We start from the raw sequence: 26,674 nt of genomic DNA, 5'->3' as shown, positions 1-26,674 counted from the left end.
CCGCCGCGTGCGCCGCGCGCGGCGCTCAGTCGGTCCCGGCGGTGTCCATCCCCGCCAGCACCAGCGGCAGCCGGTCCGCGCCGCCCTCGGTGACGCGCACCGGGACGCCCCAGTCCTGCTGGTGGACGTGGCACGCCGGGTACTCGTTGGCCGGACCCGCGGCGGAGCCGCTGTCGGACGGCGTGTCGCAGGAGGCAGCCATCGCCGAGACGTGCAGCACGCCCTCGGATATGGACGAATCCAGCTCCAGCGTGCGGGCCAGGTCCGTGCCCGCGCCCTCGCCCGCCCGCAGCAGCTCCGGCGGCGTCGAGGAGACCAGCAGCCTGGTCGACGGACCGTAGCGCGTGTCCAGCTTCTGGCCGGCCGGCGCCTGGAAGATCACGTCGAGGCGCAGCGCGCCGGGCGCGACCTCCGTGGCCGCCCGCTGCGTGCGGTGCGCCACCGCGTCCACCCGGACCGCCTCCTCGGGCAGCCGCAGCCGGGTCAGCCGGTGCCGCGCCGACTCCACGACCACGATGTCCTCGCCGACGACCACCGCGTCACTGGGCTCGCGCAGATCCGTGGCGAGCGTGGTGACCTCGCCCGTCGCCGGGTCGTAGCGGCGCAGCGCGTGGTTGTAGGTGTCGCTGACCGCCACCGAGCCGTCCGGCAGCGCCGTCACCCCCAGCGGGTGCTGGAGCAGGGCCTGGTCCGCCGCTCCGTCCCGGTGACCGAAGTCGAACAGACCGGTGCCGACCGCCGTGTGGACCGCCCCCTCGGGGTCGACCCAGCGCAGCGCGGAGGTCTCGGAGTCGGCGAGCCAGAGCCGCTCCTTTGTCGCCGCGAGGCCCGAGGGCTGCGCGAACCAGGCCTCGGCGCCGGGCCCGTCCACCAGCCCCTCGTTGGTCGTCCCCGCCGCGGCCTGGACCGTGCCCGCCTCGGGGTCGTACGTCCACAGCTGGTGCACGCCCGCCATCGCGATCCACACCCGGCCGCCGAACACGGCCACGTCCCACGGTGAGGACAGGTCCACCTCGCGCGCCGGGCCGGAGGTGGGCGAGCCCTGCCACCACTGCCGGCCGGTGCCCGCGAGCGTCGTCACCTCGCCGGTGGCGACGTCCAGGCGGCGCAGCGCGTGGTTGACGGTGTCGGCGACGACCACCGCGCCGTCCGCCAGCAGCGCCAGGCCCTGCGGCTCGCTGAACGTCGCCGCGTCGGCCGGGCCGTCCGCGAAGCCGCGCACGCCGGCGCCGATGCGCCGCACCACGCTCTCGCCGTCCGCCGCGAGCTCCACCAGCTGGTGCCGGGTGGTGTCGCTGACCAGGAGGTTCCCCGACGGCAGCAGCAGCGCCTTGCCGGGGAAGCGGAGCGTGGTGGGCTGCGGCTCCGGCGCCACGTACGGGCCGTCGCCCCGGCGCAGGGTGCCCTTGGCCGCGTGCTCGGCCTCCAGCTCCTCCACCAGCTTCGCTATCGCGTGCGCGTGCCCCTCACCGGCGTGCTGGGCGACGACGTACCCCTCGGGGTCGATCACCACCAGCGTGGGCCAGGCCCGCACCGCGTACTGCTTCCACGTGGCGAGCTCGGGGTCGTCGAGCACCGGGTGCTCCACCCCGTACCGCTCCACGGCGTCCACCACCGCCTGGTGCTCCGCCTCGTGCACAAACTTCGGCGAGTGCACCCCGATGATCACCACCGTGTCCCGGTGCTTCTCCTCCAGCTCCCGCAGCTCGTCCAGGACGTGCAGACAGTTGATGCAGCAGAAGGTCCAGAAATCCAGGACGACGATGCGTCCCCGCAGGTCGGCGAGGGTGTACGAGGTGTCGCCCGTGTTCAGCCAGCCGCCCTTGCCGACCAGCTCGGGGGCCCGGACCCGGACGCGCCGGGATGTGCTCTCACTCATGCGTCAAGGGTGGCACGACCGCGCGGAAAGCCTCGGAGCCTGTGGATAACTTCGGCGCCCCCGGTCCGTCCGCCCACTGGCGGCGTTCCGGGGCGGGGCGCCGGGGAAGCCGTAGGAGCATGAGATTCCTCGTACGCGACCGGCTTCTCGGCATCGGTGACGACTACTGGATCGAGGACGAGCACGGCTCCAAGGCCTTCCTCGTCGACGGCAAGGCGATGCGGCTGCGGGACACCTTCGAGCTGAAGGACACCCACGGCACCGTCCTCATCGACATCCACCAGAAGATGTTCGCGCTGCGCGACACGATGGTGATCGAACGGTGCGGCGAACCCCTCGCCACCATCCGCCGCAAGCGGCTGTCGCTGCTGCGCAACCACTACCGCGTGGCGCTGGCCGACGGGAGCGAGCTGGACGTCAGCGGCAAGATCCTCGACCGGGAGTTCGCCGTCGAGTACGACGGGGAGCTGCTGGCGGTGATCTCGCGGCGCTGGCTGCACCTCCGGGAGACGTACGGCGTGGACGTCGTCCGCGAGGACGCGGACCCGGCGCTGCTGATCGCGGTGGCGGTGTGCGTGATCCATCTCGCGGAGAAGGAACGGGAGGGGGAGGACTGAGGCCCTCCCGCTCTTCCGCGCGGGAGGGGGCTACCGGGCCGGCGGGTTCAGGCCCAGGACCCGGTCCTTCAGTGCCGGGAACTGGTCCCGCGTCTTCGCCACCTTCGCCGGGTCGAATTCCACCGTGAGGATCTCCTCGTCCGGGCCGGCCTCCGCCAGGACCTCGCCCCACGGATCCACCACGATCGAGTGACCCGCCTGCGGAACCCCGGCATGCGTCCCGGCCGTTCCACACGCGAGGACGAAGGACTGGTTCTCCACGGCGCGGGCCCGGGCGAGCAGCGTCCAGTGGGAGCGGCGGCGTTCCGGCCAGCCCGCCGGGATCACCAGCGTCTCGGCGCCGGCGTCGACGAGCCCGCGGAACAGCTCGGGGAACCGCAGGTCGTAGCAGGTGGCCACGCCGAGCGTGGTCTCCGGCAGGGCCACGGTCACCAGGGCGTCGCCCGCACCCATCAGTACGGCCTCGCCCTTGTCGAAGCCGAACCGGTGGATCTTGCGGTAGGCGGCGGCGAGTTCGCCGGAGGGGGAGAGGACGAGTGAGGTGTTGTACAGCCGCCCGTCGGGGCCGCGCTCGGGGACCGAGCCCGCGTGCAGCCAGACGCCCGCCTCGCGCGCCGCCCGGGTCATCGCCTCGTACGTCGGGCCGCGCAGCGGTTCCGCCTCGGCGGCGAACACCTCGTAGGCGAAGGCCCCGGTGGTCCACAGCTCCGGCAGGACGACCAGATCGGCACCCGCCTGTTCCCGTACGAGCGAGGCGACGCGGGCGCGGCGCGATTCGACCGATTCGCCCTCTTCTGCACCGATCTGGATGAGGGAGGCGCGCACACTACCACCGTCCTGGCATTCGACCCGTCCGTCCGGGCCTACGATCGTCACACGAAAGCACTGCCGGGGTGCCCCACAGCAGCGTAACTTAACGTCCCTGGACACCCGCTGACAGACGTTGACACGACGCTGGGGGCCACCGCAGCAGCACTCCGTCCACCGACAACGCCGTCGGCGACCGCCGCCGCCACAACTGCCCGCGCACCGACCGCCCGAGGGGTCCCGTTCCGTGAGTCTGCATCCCACCCTCCAGCCCTACGCCGACGCCTGGACCCACTCGATCGACGCGATATCCGAGCTGGTGCAGCCGCTCGTGGAGGGCGAGTGGAACCGGCGGACCCCGTGCCCGGCCTGGTCGGTCCGCGACGTCGTCTCGCACGTCATCGGGATGGAGTGCGAGATGCTCGGCGACCCCCGGCCGATCCACACCCTGCCGCGCGACCTGTTCCACGTCACCAACGAGCACCAGCGGTACATGGAGATGCAGGTCGACGTCCGCCGGCACCACACGGGCCCGGAGATGACCTCCGAGCTGGAGTACACGGTCATCCGCCGCAACCGTCAGCTGCGGAACGAGACGCGGGAGCCCGGCACCCGGGTGCGCGGCCCCCTCGGCAGCGACCCGACGCTGGAGGAGGCCATGCGGAACCGGGCGTTCGACGTGTGGGTGCACGAGCAGGACCTGCGCGCCGCGCTCGGCCGCCCCGGCAACCTGGACTCCCCCGGCGCCCACGTCGCCCGGGACCTGCTGCTCGCCGCGCTGCCGAAGGTCGTCGCCAAGGACGCGGGGCTGCCGCCCGGCTCGGCGGTCGTCGTCGACGTGCACGGCCCGGTGGAGTTCCTGCGCACGGTCCGGGTGGACGAGGAGGGCCGCGGGTCGATAGACGGGGCGCCCTCGCTGGGCCCGGTGGTGAGCCTGACGCTGGACTGGGAGACCTACGTACGACTGGCCTGCGGCCGGGTCACCGCGGACGCGGTCGCCGACCGCATCAAGGCCGAGGGCGACCCGGAACTGACGGCGGCGATCCTGCTGGCGTTCGCGGTCACGCCGTAGCGGACGGGCCCGCGCCCCGGCCGGGGCGCGGCACCCCTCACACCACCGGTACGTGCACCGTCTCCACCCGGCTCGCCACCAGCCGCTCCCGTTCGCGGACCGCCACGCGGCCGCGCAGCCGCAGGATCTGGCTGATGCCGAGCGCCTGGAGGACGAAGACCGCGGAGAACGCCACCGTGTAGTCGTCGCCGGTCGCGTCCAGCAGCACGCCGATCGCGAACAGCGTCGTCATCGAGGCCACGAAACCGCCCATGTTGGTGATTCCGGAGGCCGTGCCCTGACGTTCGGCCGGGTTGGCGGGCCGGGCGAAGTCGAAGCCGATCATCGACGCCGGTCCGCACGCGCCCAGCACCACGCAGAGCACGAGCAGCAGCCACATCGGCGCCCGGTCGCCCGGGTACAGCAGCGTGGCCGCCCACAGCAGGGCCGTCGCACCCACCGTGCCGAGCGCCAGCGGCAGCCGGGCCGCGTTGCGCCGGGCCACGAGCTGCCCGTACACCAGTCCGAAGCCCATGTTGGACAGCACCACCAGGGTCAGCAGCTCACCGGCCGTCGCCCGGGACAGCCCCTGCGCCTCGACGAGGAACGGCAGCCCCCACAGCAGCAGGAACACCATCGCCGGGAACTGCGTGGTGAAGTGCACCCACATGCCGAGCCGGGTGCCGGGCTCCCGCCAGGAGGCGGCGATCTGCCGGCGGACGTAGGCGGCGCCCTGGTGCGGGACGGGCTCCGGCTCGAAGCCCTCGGGGTGGTCCTTGAGGAAGAGGACCAGCAGGACGAGGACGACGACGCCGGCCAGCGCGCTGCCCGCGAAGGCCGCCGTCCAGCCGATCCCGTGCAGCAGCCGGGCGATGACGAGCGTGGAGACCAGGTTGCCCGCCATGCCGGCCAGCCCCGCGAGCTGGGCGACCAGCGGACCGCGCCGGGCCGGGAACCAGCGGGTGCCGAGCCGCAGCACGCTGATGAAGGTCAGCGCGTCGCCGCAGCCCAGCAGCGCCCGGGAGGCGAGCGCGGTGCCGTAGGACGGGGAGAACGCGAAGCCGAGCTGGCCCGCGGTGAACAGCACCACGCCGATCGTCAGCACCTTCTTGGTGCCGAGCCGGTCGACCAGCAGGCCGACGGGTATCTGCATGCCCGCGTAGACCAGCAGCTGAAGGATCGAGAAGGTGGACAGCGCCGAGGCGTTCACATGGAAGCGGTCCGCGGCGTCCAGGCCGGCGACGCCGAGGGACGTACGGAAGATGACGGCGACGAAGTAGACGGAGACGCCGATCGACCAGACGGCCATCGCGCGCCGACCGCCGGGCGGATCGCCGGGCAGGCGGAGCGAGGCGCCGGAGGCGGTACTCATCGCAGCTCCCCCCGGGCCAGGTGGGAGAACCAGCTGACGTGGCCGTGCAGCAGGCCGACGACCCGGTCGGCGTCCCCGGCGCGCAGCGCGTCGAGGATCTGCCCGTGCTCGGTGAGCGTCTTGGTGATCCGGTCGGGGTGGGCGTGCATCACGGCGACGCCCATGCGCAACTGCCGGTCGCGGAGCTGGTCGTAGAGGCGGGAGAGGATCTCGTTGCCGCCGCTGCGCACGATCTCGGCGTGGAAGCAGCGGTCGGTGACCGCGGCCTCGGCCAGTTCACCGGCGGCGACCTGCTCCCGCTGCCGGGCGAGCAGTTCCTCGAGCCGGGCGAGCAGCGCGGGCGGCGCGGGCACCGCCTTGCGGGCCGCGTGCGCCTCGACGAGCTGCCGGGTCTCGACGACGTCCGCGATCTCCTGGGCGGAGACGGGCAGCACGAGGGCGCCCTTCTTCGGGTAGAGCCGCAGCAGGCCCTCCACCTCGAGCCGGAGCAGTGCCTCGCGCACGGGAGTGCGCGAGACGCCGACCTCCTCGGCCAGGCCTCCCTCGGTCAGCAGCGTCCCGCCCTCGTAGCGGCGCTCCAGGACACCCTTCTTGACGTGCGCGTACACACGGTCGGCGGCCGGCGGCCGCTTGGCGGTCGGTGCGGCGGGGTGCCGCTCGGGTGGCGTGTCGGGGACGGTGGCGGCGGACGGCGAAGGCATGCGCACAGCATAGATACAACACGTACGCATGCCGTGCCGCGTCCAGAGTGTGGACGAGCGCCGGGCCGGTGTGACATACCTCCCGGAGACCGGTGCGGCGCATTTCCCGGAGACCCGGTGTGACGGATCCTTCGGAGACCCGGTGTGACGGATCTTCCGGAGACCCGGTGTGACGGATCTTCCGGAGACCCGGTGTGACGGACTTCCCGGCAACGGTGCATCCTTCTGTGCTACTTACTCGTCTGACGAAGTGGCGGCTTTTTCATCTCGCCGCCCTCCAGGGGCATTTCACCGCATCACGGTGCAGTCGCAGCCCATGCGGCGCACAGCGATGCAAGACGACGCAATCGGAGCGTTCACGTTGATTACCGCCATTAGGGGCGCTCGGCTCCGCAGGGTCACCGCCGCCGTGGTCACCACCGGCGCCGTGCTGGCCACCGGGGCCCTCACCGCGGCTCCCGCGCAGGCCGTCACCAAGCCTTCGATCACCGCCAAGGGCGGGTTCGTGATGAACAACGGCACCGGCAAGTCCCTGTACACCAAGAAGGCCGACACGAAGCTGTCGACCGGCTCCACCACCAAGATCATGACGGCGAAGGTGGTGCTGGCGCAGTCCAACCTGAACCTGAATTCCAAGGTCACGATCCAGAAGGCGTACAGCGACTACATCGTCCGCAACAACGCCTCCTCCGCCCATCTGATCGTCGGCGACAAGGTGACCGTCCGTCAGCTCCTGTACGGGCTGATGCTGCCCTCGGGCTGTGACGCGGCCTACGCGCTCGCCGACAAGTTCGGCTCCGGCTCGACCCGTTCGGCGCGCGTGAAGTCGTTCATCTCCAAGATGAACAAGACCGCGAAGAGCCTCGGGCTGACCAACACCCACTTCGACTCGTTCGACGGCATCGGCAACGGCAGCAACTACTCCACGCCGCGCGACCTGACCAAGCTCGCGAGCAGCGCGCTCAAGAGCTCCACCTTCCGCTCGGTGGTCAAGACCAAGTCCACCAAGCAGAAGGTGACCACCAAGAGCGGTGGCTACCGCTACATGAACTGGAGCAACACCAACCCGCTGCTCAGCGGCTACAGCGGCACCATCGGCGTCAAGACGGGCTCGGGCCCGGAGGCCAAGTACTGCCTGGTCTTCGCCGCGACCCGGAACGGCAAGACGGTCATCGGCACGGTCCTGGCCTCCACCTCCGTCGCCAACCGCACCGCCGACGCGAAGAAGCTGCTCAACTACGGCTTCGCCGTCTGACAGCCGCACCCGGCCGGGACCGGAACGCTCGGGACCGGCCCGGACACCGGGAAGGGGCCCGTCGGCATCGCCGGCGGGCCCCTTCCGCGGTCATTGCCGCGTACGACCGGTCAGCCCCAGGTGATCAGCCGCTTCGGGCGCTCCAGGACCGCGGCCACGTCGGCCAGGACCTTGGAGCCCAGTTCGCCGTCGACCAGGCGGTGGTCGAAGCTCAGGGCGAGGGTGGTGACCTGGCGCGGCTTCACCTTGCCCTTGTGGACCCACGGCTGGAGCTTGATCGCGCCGACCGCCAGGATCGCGGACTCGCCGGGGTTGAGCAGCGGCGTACCGGTGTCGACGCCGAAGACGCCGACGTTGGTGATCGTCACCGTGCCACCCTGCATGGCCGCCGGGGACGTCTTCCCCTCGCGGGCCGTGGCGACCAGTTCGCCGAGGGACGCGGCCAGTTCCGGCAGCGTCCGGGCGTGCGCGTCCTTGATGTTCGGCACGATCAGACCCCGCGGGGTGGCGGCGGCGATGCCCAGGTTGACGTAGTGCTTGACCACGATCTCCTGGTTGGCCTCGTCCCAGGAGGCGTTGATCTCCGGGTGACGCCGGATGGCGACCAGCAGCGCCTTGGCGATCAGCAGCAGCGGGTTGACCCGCAGCCCCTGGAGTCCGTACTCCTCGGGGGACCGCTTGAGCTCCTCGACCAGCTTCATCGTGCGCGTCACGTCCACCGTCACGAACTCCGTGACGTGCGGGGCGGTGAACGCGGAGCCGACCATCGCCGCGGCCGTCGCCTTGCGGACGCCCTTGACCGGGACCCGGGTCTCCCGCGCGGCGTCGTACGAGACGGCGACGGCGGGCGGCGCGGCCTGGGGGACGGCCTGCGGAGCGGCCGGGGCCCGCGTCGGCGCCTCGGCGGGGGACGGGGCCGCCGCCCTGTGCACGTCGTCGCGGGTGATGACGCCGTCGGGGCCCGAGGGCGTCACCGCCGTCAGGTCCACGCCCAGGTCCTTGGCGAGCTTGCGCACCGGCGGCTTGGCCAGCGGGCGCGGTCCGCCGTGCCCGTTCAGCCCGGATCCGGGCTGCTCCGGCGCGGGTTCCGGAGCCGGTGCCGGTTCGGCGACCGGTTCCGCCGCCGGGGCGGGGACGGCCCGCGCCTCCTGTGCCGGGGCGGCCGGCTGCTGCCCGGGCTGGGGCTTGCGGGGGCGGCGGCGGGTGGCGGACTCGGCGACGCCGTAGCCCACCAGGACCGGCTTGCGGCCCTTGCCCTCCGACGCCTCGGGGGCCGGCTCCTCGGCCGCCGAGGGCGCCTCCTGGACGGGGGCCTCGGCGGCGGCTCCGGCCACCGCCACCGCGATGATCGGCGTGCCCACGTCGACGGTGGTGCCCTCGGCGAAGTGCAGCTCACGCACCACTCCGTCGTAGGGGATCGGCAGTTCGACGGCGGCCTTGGCCGTCTCGACCTCGCACACCACCTGGCCGTCGCTGACCGTGTCGCCGGGCTGGACGTACCACTTGAGGATCTCGGCCTCGGTGAGCCCCTCGCCGACGTCCGGCATCTTGAACTCGCGTACGGACGCGTCAGTCATCGTCGTCACGACCCTCTCCTCAGTACGCCAGCGAGCGGTCGACGGCGTCGAGCACCCGGTCCAGGTCCGGGAGGTAGGACTCCTCCAGGCGGGCCGGCGGGTAGGGGGCGTGGTAGCCGCCGACCCTGAGCACCGGGGCCTCCAGGTGGTAGAAGCACCGCTCGGTGATGCGGGCGGCGATCTCCGCGCCCGAACCGAAGAACACCGGCGCCTCGTGCACCACGACCAGGCGGCGGGTCCGCTCCACCGACGTCTGGATCGAGTCGAAGTCCAGCGGGGAGATGGACCGCAGGTCGAGGACCTCCAGGGACCTGCCTTCCTCCGCGGCGGCGTCGGCCACCTCCAGGCAGAGCTTGACCATCGGGCCGTACGCCACCAGCGTCACGTCGCTGCCCTCGCGGGCCACCCGGGCCTTGTGCAGCGGGCCGGGGATCGCCTCGGCGCTGACCTCGCCGCGGTCCCAGTAGCGCCGCTTGGGCTCGAAGAAGATCACCGGGTCGTCGCTCTGGATGGCCTGCTGCATCATCCAGTAGGCGTCCGACGCGTTCGACGGGGAGACCACCTTCAGGCCCGCCACGTGCGCGAACAGCGACTCGGGGGACTCCGAGTGGTGTTCGACCGCGCCGATGCCGCCGCCGTAGGGGATGCGCACGACGACCGGCAGCTTGACCTTGCCCAGCGAGCGGGCGTGCATCTTCGCGAGCTGCGTGACGATCTGGTCGTACGCGGGGAAGACGAAGCCGTCGAACTGGATCTCCACCACCGGGCGGTAGCCGCGCAGGGCGAGGCCGATCGCGGTGCCGACGATGCCGGACTCGGCGAGCGGGGTGTCGATGACCCGCTCCTCACCGAAGTCCTTCTGCAGCCCGTCGGTGACGCGGAAGACGCCGCCGAGCTTGCCCACGTCCTCGCCCATGACGAGAACCTTCGGGTCGGCCTCCAGGGCCTTGCGCAGCGACTCGTTGATCGCCTTGGCGATCGCCATCTTCTCGGTCATTTCACATGCCCCCTTCCGCGTCCGCGAACGACGCCTGGTAGGCGGCGAACTGGGCGCGTTCCTCGTCGACCAGCGCGTGTCCGTCCGCGTAGGCGTTCTCGAAGATGGCGAAGTGGTCCGGGTCCGGCATGGCACGGACCGCTTCGCGCACTCGTCTGCCCAACGCCTCGCTCTCCGCCTCGAGTTCCGCGAAGAATCCCTCGTCCGTGTGGTTTGCGGCGGCGAGGTGGGCACGCAGCCGGGCGATCGGGTCCTTCGCCTCCCAGGCGGCCCGCTCGTCGTCGTGCCGGTAGCGGCTGGGGTCGTCGGAGGTGGTGTGGGCGCCCATCCGGTAGGTGAACGCCTCGACCAGCGTGGGGCCCTCACCCCGGCGGGCCCGCTCCAGCGCCCACTTGGTGACCGCGAGGCAGGCCAGGACGTCGTTGCCGTCGACGCGGACGCCCGGGAAGCCGTAGCCCTGGGCGCGCTGGTAGAGCGGCACGCGGGTCTGCTTCTCGGTCGGCTCGGAGATCGCCCACTGGTTGTTCTGGCAGAAGAACACCACGGGGGCGTTGTAGACCGCGGAGAAGGTGAACGATTCGGCGACGTCGCCCTGGCTGGAGGCGCCGTCCCCGAAGTAGGCGATCACGGCCGCGTCGGCGCCGTCCTTGGCGATGCCCATGGCGTAGCCGGTGGCGTGCAGCGCCTGGGAGCCGATGACGATCGTGTAGAGGTGGAAGTTGTTGCTGTTCGGGTCCCAGCCGCCGTTGTTCACGCCGCGGAACATGCCGAGCAGATTGGTCGGGTCGACCCCGCGGCACCAGGCGACGCCGTGCTCGCGGTAGGTCGGGAAGACGTAGTCGTCCGGGCGGGTGGCGCGACCGGAGCCGATCTGCGCGGCCTCCTGGCCGAGCAGCGAGGCCCACAGGCCCAGCTCGCCCTGGCGCTGCAGCGAGGTGGCCTCGGCGTCGAACCGGCGGGTGAGGACCATGTCCCGGTACAGCCCGCGCAGGTCCTCGGGGGTGAGGTCGGCGACGTACGGGTCGTACTCGGCGTTCTTGATCCGCTTGCCCTCGGGCGTCAGCAGCTGGACGAGGTCGGTCTCGCCCGCGGCGGCCGGTGCGGCGCCCTTCGGGCCGGACTTCGCGGCGGTCTGCTTGGCGGCGCGCGGCTTCGCGGCGGCGCGCTTGGTGCCGCCGGTACCGGCGGCGCCCGCGGTCTTCGCGGTGGTGCGGGTGGTGCGGGTGGTGCGCTTGGTTCCGGTGGCGCCGGTCTGCTCGTCCGCCGAGCCGGCGCGCTCGCCGGCCCCGCCGGCCGAGCCGGCCCGCTCGGTGCCGGTGGCGCCGGCCTTGCCTCCGGCGCTGCGTCGCGCCTTGCGCGCGGCAGTGCTCTCCACGGTCACGTGTGCTCCTCCGTCGGTCCGGCCCCCGGGTTCGCCGGGTGCCTGGGGTCTCCCCGGCCCGTTCCGAGCCCGGGAGAGCGGCTCGCCCGCTCCTGTGGGGCGCACGGGGTGGGTGCGGCCCGGTCGGGAACAGGCGTGACAGGTGCCCCGGCGAGCGCCCTGCGGGACAGCACGTTACCCAGTGCTCCACATTTCTGTGAAACCCCTTCTGACCTGCGATTTTGCTTGGGCTTCCAAGTAAATCGAGAAGTCGGGAACAGATGCTGGTCACAGCCTTGCAGGGGGCCGGAACAAGGGCACGTTATCCCGGTGAGCCGCGTCACGTGAAGAGTTCGCCGCCGGTGGGGGCGATGATCGCGGTCGCGGCGGATGTCCCCCGGAAACCCGGAAAAATCACCCGTTCCACCCGTTCCCACCCGTTGCGTGCGCAGGGCGGACGCGAACGGGCCCCGGCCGCGGCGATCATGCCGCGAGCCGGGGCCCGTTCCTTGTGCCGCTTACGGCCCGGCGGGGTTGTCCTCGTCGCCGCCGTCGTCCCCGCCGGCGGCCGCGTTCCCGGCCGAGGACGCCTCCGAAGTCTGGCCGCCCCCCGACGGTGTGTTCTGCCCGGCAGGGGTGGACGCCGCCCCACCGGCTCCGCCGTCCCCGTCCCCGTCGCCCTCGCCCGTCGACTCGTCGTCGCCCGGCGTGGTCGCCGTGTTCGACGGCTTCCGGGTGTAGTCGTTCGACGGCGGCTTGGCCGGCTCGTAGTTCGATCCCGAGTTCGACCCGGTGTCCTCGTCCGAGGAGTCGTCGCTCTGCGTCGCGCTCGGCGTCGTGCTGTCGTCCTTCTCCTTGGTCGACTGCGACGTCGTCGGCGACTCCTTGGTGCCGCCACCGCCCCCGCCGCCCCCGGAGCTGTTGAGCGCCAGCGCCACCCCCGCCACGACGGCGATGACCGCGAGCGCCGCGAGGATCCACAGCTTGCCGCGGCCGCTGCCCCGGTTGCCGCGCCCCTCGAAGCCGCCGTCGTCCCCGCCGCCGTACGGGGGCAGGATCGGCTGCGGGACGGCCGCGGTGCCCGAGTCGCCGGGGTGCGGCAGCACGGTCGTACCGGCCAGACCGGCCGCCGGAGTGTGCCGGCCGTCGGGGGCGCCGACCGGGCCGGTGTTCCAGGTGCCGGTGTGGCCGCCCTCGTCGTAGAGCATCTGAAGCCCGTACTGGACGAGCCCGCGCATCTCCTCTGCCGTCTGGAACCGGTCGTCCGGCTCCTTGGCGAGCGAGCGCATCACCAGTCCGTCGAGCTCCGGCGGGCAGCCGTCGGAGGTCTGGGACGGCGGCACCGGCATGTCCTGGACGTGCTGGTAGACCACCGACAGCGGGGTCTCGCCGACGAACGGGGGCCGCAGCGCGAGGAGTTCGTAGAGCAGACAGCCCGTCGCGTACAGGTCGGAGCGGTGGTCGACGGCCTTGCCGAGCGCCTGTTCGGGCGAGAGGTACTGGGGGGTTCCCATGACCATGCCCGTCTGCGTCATCGTCGTGGACGCGCCGTGCAGCGCGCGGGCGATGCCGAAGTCCATGACCTTCACGGCGCCGTTGTGCGTGATGATGACGTTGGCCGGCTTGATGTCGCGGTGCACGATGCCGTGCTGGTGCGAGTAGGCCAGCGCCTCCAGGACGCCGGAGACGATGATCAGCGCCTGCTCGGGGCCGGGCGCCTCGGCGTTGAGCAGCAGGTCCCGGATGGTGCGGCCCTCGACCAGCTCCATCACGATGTACGGGACGGACTGGCCGCCGACGACGTCCTCGCCGGAGTCGTACACGGCCACAATGGCATGGTGGTTGAGGCCGGCGACCGACTGCGCCTCGCGCGTGAAGCGGGCCTTGGAGACCGGGTCCTCGGCGAGGTCGGCGCGCAGCAGTTTGACCGCGACCGTGCGCCCGAGGCGGACGTCCTCGGCCGCGAACACCTCGGCCATGCCGCCCCGGCCGAGCCGGTGGGTCAGCCGGTACCGGCCGTCGCCGACCAGTCCGCCGTTGCCCCAGTTCTCCGGTGTCTCCGACATGCCGCCGCCACTCGCCTCCGGGTCGGACGGGCCCTGGGCGCGCTGCGTCTGTGCCATCAGTCCTCGCCGTCGTGTCTTCCCGCGGTCTGCGCGGTGGTTGTCACGGTCTTCCGTCGGGTCACGCTACAGGCTCCGCGCGAAGCGACGGTCCCCGTTGGATTTCGAGTGGACCGGCCATGAAACCCGGCACGGGTCCCTCCGTGCAAATTCTGTGTACCGGGGGTAGGCCACCTGTAACGCTTGCGCGACGCTTCCTTCGCGTAGGGTCACGGATCGGGCACCGAGCTTGACGTGTCGGTGCCCTGGGGCAGACTTGGCCGGGAATGAGCCAGTCGATCAGTTATCAGCCAGTCGCCCGGTCGGGAGCGCACCGGTCGGAGGCGGGCGGGGAACGCGGGAGCAGGGGTTTCCCCTGCTGTCGCGACGCCGATGGGGGACGCAGAACATGAGCCAGGACGGCCAGAGCCGGTACGCGGGGCGATCGGTGGCCGGAGGCCGCTACCAGCTGCGCGACCTGCTCGGCGAGGGCGGCATGGCCTCGGTGCACCTCGCCTACGACTCCGTGCTCGACCGGCAGGTCGCGATCAAGACGCTGCACACCGAGCTCGGCCGGGAACAGGCCTTCCGTGAGCGGTTCCGGCGCGAGGCGCAGGCCGTGGCGAAGCTCACGCACACCAACATCGTCTCCGTCTTCGACACCGGCGAGGACACCTCGCTCGGCGACACCGCCGGCGGCACGGGCACGCCGACGCCGTACATCGTCATGGAGTACATCGAGGGCCGCCCCCTGGGCTCGGTCCTGGAGTCGGACATCCAGCGGTACGGCGCGATGCCGGCCGACCAGGCCCTGAAGGTCACCGCGGACGTGCTGGCGGCCCTGGAGATCAGCCATGAAATGGGGCTGGTGCACCGGGACATCAAGCCGGGCAACGTGATGGTGACCAAGCGCGGCGTGGTGAAGGTGATGGACTTCGGCATCGCCCGCGCCATGCAGTCCGGCGTGACGTCGATGACGCAGACCGGCATGGTCGTCGGCACCCCGCAGTACCTCTCGCCCGAACAGGCGCTCGGCCGGGGGGTGGACGCGCGCAGCGACCTGTACTCGGTCGGCATCATGCTCTTCCAACTGGTCACCGGACGACTGCCGTTCGACGCGGACTCGCCGCTGGCGATCGCCTACGCGCATGTGCAGGAGGAACCGCCGGTCCCCTCGTCGATCAACCGCTCGCTGCCGCCGGCGGTGGACGCGCTGGTCGCCCGCGCGCTGAAGAAGAACCCCAACGAACGCTTCCCCAGCGCCGAGGCGATGCGCGACGAGTGTCTGCGGGTGGCGGCGGCGGTCACGTCGTCCGCGCCCAGCATCGTGCCGGGTACGCAGTCGCAGTCCGGGGCGGGGGTGGGCGCCGCGGTGTTCCCGCCGGTCGACGGGGCGGCGTCGGCCGGTCCGACGGGGCCGGTGCAGACGCCGTACCAGCCGCCGACGCCGCAGCCGAACCCGTACGGGGGCCCGTCGCCGGTGCCGGGACCGCAGTCCCCGGCGTACGGCTATCCGCAGCAGGGCGGTTACGGGGCACCGCCGCCGCAGCACACCGGCGGGTACGCGCCGCAGCAGGGCGCCTCGACGCCGCCGCCGTACGCGATCTCGCCGCAGGGGCCGGCGTCCGGCGCCGGTGGTCCGGGCGGTTCCGGCGGCTCCGGTCAGAAGGGCAACCGGGGCGTGATCATCGGCTCGGTGACCGTGGCGGTCGTCGCCGTCCTCGGACTGGTGATCGCGCTGGTCGTGAACAACGGCGGCGGGGACGACGGCAAGGCCGACCGCGCCCGCGCCTCGGCCTCCGCGGAGGCGTCGCGCAAGGCCGGGCACAAGGGCCCGGACACGACGAAGACGATCGAGAAGACGAAGTGCACGGAGCCGGGCACGTCGTACGACGACGCGGACAAGATCGTCATCCCGAACTTCCAGTTCAAGAACCTGGCGTCGGTGAAGGAATGCCTTCAGGCCGCCGGCTGGCAGTACGAGATCATCGACACGGACGAGAACACCTACGGCGAGGACACGGTCATGGACCAGTACCCCGCCGCCGACACGGACGCCGACCCCAAGAACATGCCCAAACTGAAGCTGACGGTCTCCACGGGCGACCCGGCGTAGGGGGCTGGGGGCGCCCCGTGAGGGGCGCCCCACAAGGGGCGGGGCTGTGTTTGATGCGAGAAACTCGCCCGAACCCTGCCCCCTCCTACGGCCGACCGCAGGTCAGAGATAAGGCCCCCCGGACCGGCCCCCCTGCCGGGGATCCTCCTCCCCCTCACCCCCCACCCCCGGCGGCAACGCCCGCCGCATCTGCTCCAACTGCGCCCTTGCGGCCATCTGCTGCGCGAACAACGTCGTCTGAATGCCGTGGAACAGCCCCTCCAGCCACCCCACCAACTGCGCCTGCGCGATGCGCAACTCCGCATCGCTCGGCGTCACCTCGTCCGTGAACGGCAGCGACAACCGCTCCAGCTCCTCCACCAGCTCGGGAGCGAGCCCGTCCTCCAGCTCCTTCACCGAACTCGCGTGAATCTCCCGCAGCCGCTGCCGGCTCGCCTCGTCCAGAGGAGCCGCCCGCACCTCCTCGAGCAGCTGCTTGATCATGCTCCCGATCCGCATGACCTTGGCGGGCTGCTCCACCATCTCCGTCACCGGGATCTCGCGGGAGTCGTCGTCCCCGGTGCCGCCGAGCGCCATGCCGTCCTGGCCGACGACCAGGATCTGAGGGTTCTCCGGCGACCGTTCGTTCCTCGGCATCTCCATACCGCCATTGTCTCGCACGGACCCGGCACCCCACCGTGCCGCCCCCACCCCCGGGCGCCCCGCCGGGCCCCCGTGCCCGAACGGGCGGCGCCGGAGTGCCGTACCGCACGCCCCGTGTGACGCTGAGGACGTCGATCTTGGCGCCCGACGAGCACGGGAGGGGGTCCTGCGGGTGACTCAGTGGTCCCGCAGCCGACGCGCACCCCACGCGCGACACACACCGCCCCGCACCCTCCACACCCTCCACACCCTCCGCACCGCGGCCCTGCCGCTGGCCCTCACGACGGCCGCACTCCTCGCCGCACGGCCCGCCGGGCCCGCGTACGCCGCCCCGGCCCCGCCCCACCTGCGGACGGCCGCGCACACCGCCACCCCCCGGGAGCCGGAGAGACCGGACGCCACCCCCCACCACCCGCACCCCGGCCACCAGGCCCCCGCCCGCCCGCACGCCCCGGCACCGGACCGCCCCACGCCACCGGACCCCCCGCATCCCGGAAAACCAGACCGCCCGGACGGCCACGACCACCCGGAACACCCCGGCGGACCTCCCGGGGCCGAGGACAAGGACAAGAACGAGAACGAGAACGACGAGGACCCCGGCACCGGAAACGGAACCCGCAGCCCCGAACCCCCCGCACCCACCCCCCGCCCCACAGGATCCACCGGACCCACGGGCACGGCGCCCGCGTCCCCACCCGAGGAATCCCCCGGCGCGGAACCCCCCGCCGACGCCGCGGACAAGGAGCATCCGCACACCCCCCACCGCTCCCACGACTCGGGCCCCGTCCCGACCACCGGCACCGGTGGCCGGGACGGTGACCAGTCCGGCACGGGCGCCGGCACAGGAACCGCCACCGGCGACCCGAGCCGCACCCCCCGGGCCTCCGACGAGGCCGCCGCCGAGCAGCCGCTCGCCGCGCCCCGCCGGTCCGCCGCCGCGCGCATGACGCGGATCCTGCCGCTCGGCGGCGGACTGATCCTCATCGGCCTGGGCCTCGCCCTCGCCCTGCTCGCCGTCCGCGTCCGCCGCGCCCCGTAAGGGGCCTGGGGTCTGTCGCGGCCGCCTGCCGGGCGGCGGCAGGCCCTACGGCGCCACCAGCAGCACCTTGCCGATGTGCCCGCTCTCCTCCAGCACCCGGTGGGCCTCGGCCGCCTCGCTCATCGGCAGCTCCCGGTCGACGACCGGCCGCACGTGGCCGTCCGCGAGCAGCGGCCACACGTGTTCCCGTACGGCCGCCACGATCGCCGCCTTCTCGCCCAGCGGCCGGGCGCGCAGGGAGGTCGCGCTGACCGCGGCCCGCTTGCCGAGCAGCGTGCCGATGTTCAGCTCGCCCTTCGTGCCGCCCTGCATGCCGATGATCGCGAGCCGCCCGTTGACCGCGAGGGCGTCCACGTTGCGCTCCAGGTACTTGGCGCCCATGTTGTCGAGGATGACGTCGGCGCCCGCCCCGTCGGTGGCCCGGCGGACCTCCTCCACGAAGTCCTGCTCGCGGTAGTTGATCAGCACGTCGGCGCCCAGGTCCGCGCAGAAGTCGAGCTTCTCCTTGCTGCCCGCGGTCACCGCGACCTTCGCGCCGGCCGACTTCGCGAGCTGGATCGCCATGGTGCCGATGCCGCTGGAGCCGCCGTGCACGAGCAGCGTCTCGCCGGGGCGCAGCTGGGCCACCATGAACACGTTGGACCACACGGTGCAGGTCACCTCGGGCAGCGCGGCCGCCTGCCGCAGCTCCAGACCCGCGGGCACGGGCAGCAGCTGGCCGGCCGGGACGGCCACCTTCTCGGCGTAGCCGCCGCCCGCGAGCAGCGCGCACACCTCGTCGCCGACGGCCCAGCCGGACACGCCCGGGCCGAGCGCGGCGATCCGCCCCGCGCACTCCAGGCCCGGGTACGCGGGGGCGCCGGGCGGCGGCGCGTAGAAGCCCATCCGCTGCATCAGGTCGGCGCGGTTGACGGCACTGGCCACCACGTCGACCAGCACTTCGCCCTCGCCGGGCTCGGGTTCGGGGACCTCGGCCCACACCAGCGCCTCGGGTCCACCGGGTTCGGGAATCGTGATCGCGTACATGGGGCCGACGCTACTCCCCGGGCCCCGGCCCCGCCCGTGCCGAGGCGGCGGACACCGCTGCCCGGGCCTCGCGGAGGCGGCGGACGCTATTCCTGCGGCAGCCTGCGCAGGTCGGGGGTGAGCCGGGTGCCGGACGACGACCGGACGATCGTGATCAGCCGGTCCGTCACCTGGAGTCCGCCGATGGACGGGTCGTCGTAGCCGAGCACCCGGTGTCCGCGGACGACGCTCACCACCAGATCGTCCGTCTCCCGCACCCCGCGCCCCACCTCGGCCTTTATGACGGGCCGTTCGACGATGTCGAGGCCGCTGCCCTGCTGGATGAGGTCCTCCATGACCACACCGGCGGTGGGGCTGAGCACCGAGAGCCCGAGCAGCCGGCCGGCCGCGCTGGCGCTGGTGATGACGGCGTCCGCCCCGGACTGGCGCAGCAGCGGCGCGTTCTCCTCCTCCCGCACCGCGGCCACGATCTTGGCGCCCCGGTTCATCTGGCGGGCGGTGAGCGCCACGAGGACGGCCGTGTCGTCGCGCTGGGTGGCGATGATGATCTGCCGGGCGCGGTGGGCCTCGGCCCGGCGCAGCACATCGCTGCGGGTGGCGTCGCCGATCACGCCCGCGTAGCCGTCGGCGGTGGCCGCCTCGATGGACTTGGCGCTGGGGTCGACCACGACGACCTGGTCCTTGCCCAGGCCGGTGGCGCACACGGTCTGGATGGCCGAGCGTCCCTTGGTGCCGAAGCCGATCACGACGGTGTGGTCCCTCAAGGCCGCCCTCCAGCGGTTCTGCCGGAACTCTTCCCGGGTGCGCTCGGTGAGCACCTCGAGAGTGGTGCCGACCAGGATGATCAGGAACAGCACGCGCAGCGGCGTGATGACGAGGATGTTGGTGAGCCGGGCCCCGTCGCCGGCCGGGGTGATGTCCCCGTAGCCGGTGGTGGAGAGGGTGACGGTGGCGTAGTAGAAGGAGTCGAGCAGGTCGACGCCGTCCCCGACGTTGTCGTGGTAGCCGTCCCGGTCGAGCCAGACGGTCATGGCCGTGACGACGAGGACGAGCAGCGCCAGCAGCAGCCGCTTGCCGACCTGGCGGATCGGGCGGTCGACGACCCGCCGCGGCAGCCGCACCTGTGCGGTGGCGAGATGCTCGTCCGGCTGGCGGGCGATGGCGTCCCGGCCCGGAAGTTTCACGTGAAACACTCCCCGTTTCGCTGCACGTGAGGTGCGGTCCTCGGTCGGCCCGCGGGGGCCTCAAGCGAGACATACCCCGATCCCCGCCAGGGCCCAGGGTAGATCCAGCAGTTCCAGCTCCGCGCCCGGCCCCGTCCCCCCGGGCGGTACGACCGCCAGGGCGTCGGCGGCGGCGATGCCGCGCAGCATCGCCGGGCCGTTGAAATGCAGCGGCACCGCGTACTCGCCGCGGACGGTGACGGGCACCAGCCGGGTGTCGTGCGGGTGCCCCTGGACGGCCTCCCGGACGGGCAGTGTGTACGGCTCCGGGGCCGGGCGCCCCGCGAGGACGCGCAGCAGCGGTTCGGCGAGCGTGCACAGGCCCGAGACCGCCGCGAGGGGGTTGCCGGGCAGGCCGACCAGGTACTGGTTCTCGCCGGTGCGGGCCAGCAGCATGGGGTGGCCGGGGCGCACCTGGACGCCGTCGACGAGGAGTTCGGCGTCGATCCGGGCCAGGGTGGGGTGGACGTGGTCGACCGGTCCGGAGGCGGTGCCGCCGGTGGTGACGATCAGGTCGGCGACGGAGCGGGTGACCGCCTTGCGCAGCGCCTTCTCGTCGTCGCCGATCCGGCGCACGGCCACGATCTCGGCGCCGAGCGCACGCAGCCAGGGCGGAAGCATCGGGCCGAGCGCGTCCCGGATGAGCCCGTCCTTGGGCAGGCCCTCGGTGAGCAGCTCGTCGCCGAGGACGAGGACCTCGGCGCGCGGCGGCGGCAGGACGGCGAGGGTGTCGTACCCGGCGGCCGCGGCGAGGCCGAGCACGGCGGGGGTGGCCACGGTGCCGGCGGGCAGCAGATGGTCGCCGCTGCGGCACTCCTGGCCGCGCGGCCGGATGTCCTGCCCGTGGGCCGGGTCGCGGGAGGCGTGCAGCCGTCCCTTGTCGTCGGTGCGGCCGTGCTCGCTGCGCAGGATGGCGGTGGTGTCCGGTGGGATGCGGGCGCCGGTCGCGATGCGGACCGCCTCGCCGTCGGCCAGCGGGCCGGGACCGGCGTGGCCCGCCAGGACGCCCTCCTCGCGCACGTCCCAGGGGCCGGGTCCCGCGACCGCCCAGCCGTCCATGGCGGAGGTGTCGAAGGAGGGCAGGTCGGTGAGGGCCGGCAGCGGGGCGGCGAGGACGAGGCCGAGCGCCTTGTCCAGCGGCCTGGTGACGGGGGCCCGCGCGGGGACGGAGCGGGCGGCGCGCTCGGCCAGGGCGCGGGCGCGGGGCCAGGGGGTGGCCGGGCGGTGGCGGTGCGCGGGGGCTGCGCCGGAGCCGGCGGTTCCGGCGGTTCCGGCGGTTCCGGCGGGGGAGGGGGACGGGGCGAGGTGGGTGCCTCGGGGGTCCGTGGGAGGGGCGGGCCGGTCGGGCTCGCCGCGGACGAGGGCGAGGGCCTCCTCGATGTCGGGGTCCTGCGGCAGGGCGGGGCGCGTGCGGGCTCCACCGGAGTGGGGACCACCGTCGCCGCGGGCCATGGCCAGGGCCTCCTCGACGTAGAGTTCGCCGCCGTCCTCGGTCTCCCGGGCTCCGCGCCCGGTCATCCGGCGTCCGGTCCGGTGCCGTCGCGGTCGCCGACCGGGCCGCTGCCGCCGGTCGCGGCGCCGGGGGCGCCGGTGGCGGTCGGGGCGGTGTCGGCGGCGGTCGGACCCGCGTCACCGGCGGCGGGTGCGGTGCCGGTGGCGGCCGGGATGCCGGTGGCGTTGCCCATGCCCTCGGCGGCGGGGGCGGCCGCGTTGGCCGCGTCGGCCCCCCGGGCCTCGTCGGCCCAGCGCAGGGCGAGGGCCGCGGCCGTGCGGGCGGCCTCGGCGACCGCCTCCGGGCCGCCGCCGGCGCGGCCGGCCGCGTAACCCGCGAGGAACGTGGTCAGCGGGGCCGCCGGGCGGGCCACGCCGTGCGCGGCGTCGCGGGCGAGGTCGAGCAGGACGCCGGTGTCGACGTCGAGGTCGATGCCCAGTTCGTCCTTGACTGCGGAGATCCATTCATCCAACACGTGCCCATGCTCCCTGATCCGTGCTCTGGCGGCGGCGATGTCGTCCCAGGTGTCGCAGTCGAAGGACGCGACGGGGTGGTCGGCGCGGGTGAGACGCAGCGCGCCGGTGAGCCGGCGCAGCGGCAGCCCGCCGAGTCCACCGCGGTCGGCGGGCCCGGTGTGCTCGGTGTGCTCGCCGTTCCCGGCTGCGAGCCGGGCGAGTTCGCGGCGCAGCGCGTCGGCGCGGTACGCGGCGACGAGCGGCTGATCGCGGCCGTCGGCGTCGCGGAGCAGCGCGCCCTCGGCGCCGCTCTCCTCGAGGGCCGCCGTCAGCCGCCGTACCGTCGCCGCGTCGAGGAACGGCAGATCGGCGGAGAGGACGACGACGACGGGGGCCGTGGTGTGCCGCAGCCCCGCGTCGAGCGCGGCGACGGGGCCGCCGCCGGGCGGCTCCTCGCGCGCCCAGCACACGGGGCGGGCGGTCGGGCGGGGGTCGGCGACCACCACGGTGACGGCCGCGCCGGCGCAGGCGGACAGCACCCGGTCGAGCAGCGCCCGGCCGCCGACCCGGACGCCGGGCTTGTCGGCGCCGCCGAGCCGCCGGGCGGCGCCCCCGGCGAGCACGACGGCGTCGAAGGCACCGGCAGCGGCGGCTGCGGGCTGGTACGCGGTCACCCCCCGAGTATGGGCTCCCACGGCCCCGGCGCCGTCACGGGGGCACCCGTGGCGGCGGCCGCTTCCGCGTTCACAGCGTGCGCAGGAGCACCGCCGGCTGCTCCACGCAGTCCGCGACGTACCGCAGGAAGCCGCCGGCCGTGCCGCCGTCGCACACCCGGTGGTCGAAGGTGAAGGAGAGCTGGACGACCTGCCGGACCGCCAGCTCCCCTTCGTGCACCCACGGTTTGGGGGCGATGCGGCCGACGCCGAGCATGGCGGCCTCGGGATGGTTGAGGATCGGCGTGGAGCCGTCGACGCCGAACACGCCGTAGTTGTTCAACGTGAAGGTGCCACCGGTGAGTTCCGCGGGGGTGAGGGTGCCGGTGCGCGCGGCCTCGGTGAGCCGGGCGAACTCGGCGGTGAGCGACTCCGCGTCGCGTGCGTGGGCGTCCCGGACGACGGGGACGACAAGTCCGCGCGCGGTCTGCGCGGCGAACCCGAGGTGCACCTCGTCGAGCCGGACGACCTCCCTGGCCTCCGTGTCCACGGTCGAGTTGAGGTCCGGGTACCGGGCCAGCGCGGCCGTGCAGATCCGTGCGAGCACGGCGAGGAGGGAGATCTTCGGGCCCCCGGCGGCGTTCATCGCCGTGCGGGCGCGCAGCAGTTCGGTGGCGTCGGCGTCGACCCAGCAGGTGGCGTCGGGGATCTCCCGACGGCTCCGGGCCAGCTTGTCCGCGACGGCGCCACGGACACCGCGCAGCGGGATCCGGGTGCCGTGCACGACGCCCTCGTCCGGCACGCCGGGGGCGGGCGCGGCCGTGCGGGCGCGGGCCGCGTCCGCGCGGAGCGCGTCCTCGACGTCCACGCGCAGGATCAGCCCGTCGGGCCCGGACCCGGCCAGCCGCCGCAGGTCCACGCCGTTGTCCCGCGCCAGCCGCCGCACCAGCGGCGAGATGACGGGCACGGGCCCGTCACTCCGTACGTCGACGAACGCGTCGGCCTCGACGGCCGCACCCGGGCCGGTTCCGGCCGAGGCCCCGGGATCCGCGGCCGCCACGCGCCCCGGCGCGCCCTGCGCCGGGCGTACCCGGCGGCGGCGGGACGGTGCCGCGCTCGTGCCGTAGCCGACCAGGACGTTGCCCGAGGAGTCGGGGTCGGCGGTGGCGTCGGGGGTGCCGACCGCGACCGTGAGGAGGGGGGCGCCGACCGGCAGTTCCGTGCCCTCCTCGCCGTAGCGGGCGGTGATCACGCCGGCGTACGGGCAGGGGACGTCGACCATCGCCTTGGCCGTCTCGACCTCGACGACGGCCTGGTCGACGGCGACCACGTCGCCGACCTCGACCAGCCAGCGGACGATCTCCGCCTCCGTCAGCCCCTCGCCGAGGTCCGGCAGCCGGAACTCCAGCACCTGCGCCATCAGCTCTCCGCCTCCCACTGCAACCGCCCGACCGCGTCCAGGATCCGGTCGACGCCGGGCAGATGGTGCCGCTCCAGCATCGGCGGCGGGTACGGGACGTCGAACCCGGCGACGCGCAGCACCGGCGCCTGAAGGTGGTGGAAGCAGCGCTCCGTCACCCGGGCCGCGATCTCGCCGCCGGGCCCGCCGAACCCGGTCGACTCGTGCACCACGACCGCGCGCCCGGTGCGCCGCACCGACGCGCACACCGTCTCGTCGTCGAACGGCACCAGCGAGCGCAGGTCGACGACCTCCAGCTCCCAGCCCTCCTCCCGCCCCGCCTCGGCCGCCTCCAGGCAGACGGGCAGCGACGGGCCGTACGTCAGGAGCGTGGCGCTGCTGCCCCGGCGCCGCACCACCGCGCGTCCCACGGGTTCAACGGCCGGCGGGTCCTCCGGGTTCCAGGTGTCCTTGGACCAGTACAGCCGCTTCGGTTCGAGGAAGACGACGGGGTCGTCGGAGGCGATCGCCGCGCGCAGCATGCCGTAGGCGTCGGCGACCGTGGCGGGGGTGTACACGTGCAGCCCCGGGGTCGCCATGTAGTACGCCTCGGAGGAGTCGCTGTGGTGTTCGACCCCGCCGATGCCGCCGCCGTAGGGGATACGGATGGTGAGCGGCATCGGCATCGCGCCGCGTGTGCGGTTGCGCATCTTGGCGACGTGGCTGACGAGTTGTTCGAACGACGGGTAGGCGAACGCGTCGAACTGCATCTCCACGACCGGCCGCAGTCCGTACATCGCCATGCCGACGGCGGCGCCGAGGATGCCGGCCTCGGCCAGCGGCGTGTCCGTGCAGCGGTCCTCGCCGAACTCCGCGGCCAGCCCGTCGGTGACCCGGAAGACGCCGCCGAGCGTGCCGACGTCCTCACCCATCACGTGCACGGCCGGATCGGCGGCCATCGCGTCGCGCAGCGCGCGCGTGAGCGCCTGCGCCATGGTGGCGGGCTTGACGGCGACGGTGGTCATCGGCCGTCCCCTTCCCGTACGGCGGCAGCACCGGCGTCGGCCTCGGAACCGGACGCCTCCGCCTCCAGTTCCGCCCGCAACTGCTCCGCCTGCTCCCGCAGTTGCGGGGTGGGCCGGGTGTAGGTGTGGGCGAAGAGGTCCATGGGGTGCGGGGCGGGGTCCTCGTGCATCCGGGCGCGCAGATCGGCCGCCATGGCCTCGGCGGCGTCCCGCGCGGCGGCCCTGGTGTCGTCGTCGAGCAGCCCGCGGTGCGTCAGTTCGTCCTCCAGGAGCACGATCGGGTCGTGCGCGCGCCAGGTCTCGACCTCCGCGTCGGACCGGTACCGCCCGGCGTCGTCCGCGTTGGTGTGCGCGTCGACCCGGTAGGTGACCGCCTCCACCAGCGTGGGACCGCCCCCCTCGCGCGCGCGGCGCACGGCGTCGGCGAGGACCTCGTGCACGGCCGCCACGTCGTTGCCGTCGACCAGGCGGCCCGGCATCCCGTACCCGACGGCCTTGTGGGCCAGGGACGGGGCGGCGGTCTGCTTGGCGAGCGGCACGGAGATCGCGAAGCCGTTGTTCTGGACCAGGAAGACGACGGGCGCCTGCCACACGGCGGCGAAGTTGAGCGCCTCGTGGAAGTCGCCCTCGCTGGTGCCGCCGTCGCCGACCAGGGCCATCGCCACCACGTCGTCGCCCTTGAGGCGGGCAGCGTGGGCGAGGCCGACCGCGTGCGGCAGCTGCGTCGCCAGCGGGGTGCTGAGCGGGGCGACCCGGTGCGCACGGGAGTCGTAGCCGGTGTGCCAGTCGCCGCGCAGCAGCGTCAGCGCCTCGACGGGGTCGACGCCGCGGGAGACGACGGCGAGCGTGTCGCGGTAGCTGGGGAAGAGCCAGTCGCGCTCCTGAAGGACGGCCGCGGCGGCCACCTCGCAGGCCTCCTGGCCGGTGCTGGAGGGGTAGACGGCGAGCCGCCCCTGCTTGGTCAGCGCCGTCGCCTGCGTGTTGTAGCGGCGGCCGGCGACCAGCTGCCGGTACAGGCGGAGCAGCAGGTCGGGATCGGTCCCCCCGGCCGCCCCGGTGCCCAGCACGCGGTACGGCCGCGCGTCGGGCAGCAGCGGCGCGGGATCCGTACGGGGCTGCCAGGCGGGCGGCGGGGTCGGCCGGTAGGCACCCCGCTGCTCCATGACCGTCATGACGGCACCTCCTCGTGGGAGCGGCTTCGCGACGCGCCACGGTTGTGACGCGCCTCACCTACCGATTGTTCGGTCGTCGGCACATTTTGGCTACAGGGGCCTCCAGGCTGTGGACAAACGGTTCTCCACAGCCTGAGATGGACGCAGGACGTCCATCGCGGAGAGGCGGGGGTGCATGTCATCTGAACAAATGGCCGACGGAGCCGACCCCCGGACCGACCCGTCGGCTCCGGCCACGACGGCCGGAACCGGTCCCCCCGCCCGTCCGCTGGACGCGATCGACCGCGACATCCTGCAGATGCTCCAGGCCGACGGCCGTGCCTCGATACGGTCGGTGGCCGAACGCGTGCACGTCTCGCGCGCCAACGCCTACGCGCGCATCAACCGGCTCCTGGACGACGGCGTGATCCGCGGCTTCGGGGCGCGCGTCGACCACGAACGCGCCGGGCACGGGACGTCCGCGTACATCACGCTGCGGATCGTGCAGAACTCCTGGCGGACGGTCCGCGAGCAGCTGCGGCTGCTGCCGGGCGCCTCGCACATCGCCCTGGTCGGCGGCGACTTCGACGTCCTGCTCCTCGTCCACACCTCCGACAACCGGGCGCTGCGCGAGCTGGTGCTGACCCGGTTGCAGGCGATCCCGGAGGTGCTGGGCACGCGCACGCTGCTGGTCTTCGAGGAGGAGGACCTGGAACCGCAGAGCTGACGGGGCGG

22 protein-coding genes are annotated in these 26,674 nt (G+C 73.4%); 6 read left to right on the top strand and 16 right to left on the bottom strand.

Going from position 1 to position 26,674, the window contains the following annotated elements:
* Positions 1-25: 25 nt before the first annotated feature.
* Complete coding sequence (locus OIE12_RS16865) at positions 26-1,879, bottom strand: thioredoxin-like domain-containing protein (RefSeq protein WP_329136172.1); 1,854 nt, start codon at positions 1,877-1,879, stop codon at positions 26-28.
* A 119-nt stretch (positions 1,880-1,998) separates the two neighbouring features.
* Here OIE12_RS16865 and OIE12_RS16860 point away from each other — a divergent pair, with 119 nt between their 5' ends.
* Positions 1,999-2,496: an LURP-one-related/scramblase family protein gene (locus OIE12_RS16860; protein ID WP_329136170.1), complete on the top strand. Its 498-nt coding sequence runs from the start codon at positions 1,999-2,001 to the stop codon at positions 2,494-2,496.
* Positions 2,497-2,526: 30 nt separating this feature from the next.
* On the opposite strand, the gene OIE12_RS16855 is transcribed toward OIE12_RS16860, so the two are convergent.
* A complete protein-coding gene (locus tag OIE12_RS16855) occupies positions 2,527-3,321 on the bottom strand; it encodes a carbon-nitrogen family hydrolase (RefSeq protein ID WP_329142009.1) in 795 nt (264 codons plus the stop codon).
* 229 nt (positions 3,322-3,550) lie between these two features.
* On the opposite strand from OIE12_RS16855, the gene OIE12_RS16850 reads away from it, so the two are divergent.
* Positions 3,551-4,375 (top strand): maleylpyruvate isomerase family mycothiol-dependent enzyme, encoded by an 825-nt coding sequence (locus OIE12_RS16850; protein ID WP_329136168.1) that lies wholly within the window; start codon positions 3,551-3,553, stop codon positions 4,373-4,375.
* Positions 4,376-4,412: 37 nt separating this feature from the next.
* On the opposite strand, the gene OIE12_RS16845 is transcribed toward OIE12_RS16850, so the two are convergent.
* On the bottom strand, positions 4,413-5,726 hold the full coding sequence (locus OIE12_RS16845) for an MFS transporter (protein WP_329136166.1): 1,314 nt from the start codon (positions 5,724-5,726) through the stop codon (positions 4,413-4,415).
* Positions 5,723-6,427, bottom strand: a complete 705-nt coding sequence (locus OIE12_RS16840; protein ID WP_329136164.1) for a GntR family transcriptional regulator — start codon at positions 6,425-6,427, stop codon at positions 5,723-5,725. Before OIE12_RS16840 ends, OIE12_RS16845 begins: the two co-directional genes overlap by 4 nt.
* Before the next feature lie 331 nt (positions 6,428-6,758).
* On the opposite strand from OIE12_RS16840, the gene OIE12_RS16835 reads away from it, so the two are divergent.
* The gene (locus OIE12_RS16835) at positions 6,759-7,682 is read left to right on the top strand and encodes a D-alanyl-D-alanine carboxypeptidase family protein (RefSeq protein ID WP_443054054.1); all 924 of its coding nucleotides are present in this window, start codon (positions 6,759-6,761) and stop codon (positions 7,680-7,682) included.
* Between the two features lie 110 nt (positions 7,683-7,792).
* On the opposite strand, the gene OIE12_RS16830 is transcribed toward OIE12_RS16835, so the two are convergent.
* From OIE12_RS16830 to OIE12_RS16815, 4 genes are all read right to left on the bottom strand, one after another.
* Positions 7,793-9,268, bottom strand: a complete 1,476-nt coding sequence (locus OIE12_RS16830) for a dihydrolipoamide acetyltransferase family protein (protein ID WP_329136160.1) — start codon at positions 9,266-9,268, stop codon at positions 7,793-7,795.
* A gap of 10 nt (positions 9,269-9,278) precedes the next feature.
* Entirely contained in the window at positions 9,279-10,256 is a 978-nt protein-coding gene (locus OIE12_RS16825) for an alpha-ketoacid dehydrogenase subunit beta (RefSeq protein ID WP_329136158.1), read from the bottom strand.
* 1 nt (position 10,257) lies between these two features.
* Positions 10,258-11,637, bottom strand: coding sequence for a pyruvate dehydrogenase (acetyl-transferring) E1 component subunit alpha (gene pdhA / locus OIE12_RS16820; protein ID WP_329136156.1), 1,380 nt, complete (start codon positions 11,635-11,637; stop codon positions 10,258-10,260).
* Between the two features lie 497 nt (positions 11,638-12,134).
* On the bottom strand, positions 12,135-13,739 hold the full coding sequence (locus tag OIE12_RS16815) for a protein kinase domain-containing protein (RefSeq protein WP_329136154.1): 1,605 nt from the start codon (positions 13,737-13,739) through the stop codon (positions 12,135-12,137).
* 388 nt (positions 13,740-14,127) lie between these two features.
* Between OIE12_RS16815 and OIE12_RS16810 the strand changes: the two genes are divergently transcribed.
* Positions 14,128-15,834 (top strand): Stk1 family PASTA domain-containing Ser/Thr kinase, encoded by a 1,707-nt coding sequence (locus OIE12_RS16810; RefSeq protein ID WP_329136152.1) that lies wholly within the window; start codon positions 14,128-14,130, stop codon positions 15,832-15,834.
* Positions 15,835-15,936: 102 nt separating this feature from the next.
* Here the strand turns inward: OIE12_RS16810 and OIE12_RS16805 are convergent, their stop codons facing one another.
* Positions 15,937-16,476: a bacterial proteasome activator family protein gene (locus OIE12_RS16805; protein WP_329136150.1), complete on the bottom strand. Its 540-nt coding sequence runs from the start codon at positions 16,474-16,476 to the stop codon at positions 15,937-15,939.
* A 172-nt stretch (positions 16,477-16,648) separates the two neighbouring features.
* On the opposite strand from OIE12_RS16805, the gene OIE12_RS16800 reads away from it, so the two are divergent.
* Positions 16,649-17,515, top strand: a complete 867-nt coding sequence (locus OIE12_RS16800; protein ID WP_329136148.1) for a hypothetical protein — start codon at positions 16,649-16,651, stop codon at positions 17,513-17,515.
* 45 nt (positions 17,516-17,560) lie between these two features.
* Here the strand turns inward: OIE12_RS16800 and OIE12_RS16795 are convergent, their stop codons facing one another.
* From OIE12_RS16795 to pdhA (OIE12_RS16765), 7 genes are all read right to left on the bottom strand, one after another.
* A complete protein-coding gene (locus OIE12_RS16795) occupies positions 17,561-18,541 on the bottom strand; it encodes an NAD(P)H-quinone oxidoreductase (RefSeq protein WP_329136145.1) in 981 nt (326 codons plus the stop codon).
* An 86-nt stretch (positions 18,542-18,627) separates the two neighbouring features.
* Positions 18,628-19,734, bottom strand: coding sequence for a potassium channel family protein (locus OIE12_RS16790; RefSeq protein WP_329136144.1), 1,107 nt, complete (start codon positions 19,732-19,734; stop codon positions 18,628-18,630).
* 51 nt (positions 19,735-19,785) lie between these two features.
* A complete protein-coding gene (locus OIE12_RS16785; protein WP_329136143.1) occupies positions 19,786-21,282 on the bottom strand; it encodes a molybdopterin molybdotransferase MoeA in 1,497 nt (498 codons plus the stop codon).
* Complete coding sequence (locus OIE12_RS16780; protein WP_329136142.1) at positions 21,279-22,385, bottom strand: NTP transferase domain-containing protein; 1,107 nt, start codon at positions 22,383-22,385, stop codon at positions 21,279-21,281. The genes OIE12_RS16785 and OIE12_RS16780 overlap by 4 nt, the downstream gene beginning before the upstream one ends.
* A 70-nt stretch (positions 22,386-22,455) precedes the next feature.
* On the bottom strand, positions 22,456-23,784 hold the full coding sequence (locus tag OIE12_RS16775) for a dihydrolipoamide acetyltransferase family protein (protein WP_329136140.1): 1,329 nt from the start codon (positions 23,782-23,784) through the stop codon (positions 22,456-22,458).
* On the bottom strand, positions 23,784-24,788 hold the full coding sequence (locus OIE12_RS16770; protein WP_329136138.1) for an alpha-ketoacid dehydrogenase subunit beta: 1,005 nt from the start codon (positions 24,786-24,788) through the stop codon (positions 23,784-23,786). The genes OIE12_RS16775 and OIE12_RS16770 overlap by 1 nt, the downstream gene beginning before the upstream one ends.
* A complete protein-coding gene (gene pdhA / locus OIE12_RS16765) occupies positions 24,785-25,960 on the bottom strand; it encodes a pyruvate dehydrogenase (acetyl-transferring) E1 component subunit alpha (RefSeq protein WP_329136136.1) in 1,176 nt (391 codons plus the stop codon). The genes OIE12_RS16770 and pdhA (OIE12_RS16765) overlap by 4 nt, the downstream gene beginning before the upstream one ends.
* Before the next feature lie 175 nt (positions 25,961-26,135).
* Here pdhA (OIE12_RS16765) and OIE12_RS16760 point away from each other — a divergent pair, with 175 nt between their 5' ends.
* Entirely contained in the window at positions 26,136-26,666 is a 531-nt protein-coding gene (locus OIE12_RS16760) for an Lrp/AsnC family transcriptional regulator (RefSeq protein ID WP_329136134.1), read from the top strand.
* Positions 26,667-26,674 lie beyond the last annotated feature (8 nt).

It is taken from the genome of Streptomyces sp. NBC_00670, from assembly GCF_036226765.1.
Taxonomy (GTDB): Bacteria; Actinomycetota; Actinomycetes; order Streptomycetales; family Streptomycetaceae; genus Streptomyces.
The sequence above is the reverse complement of the archived record's forward strand: the minus strand, read 5'-3'. Positions and strand labels throughout refer to the sequence as shown.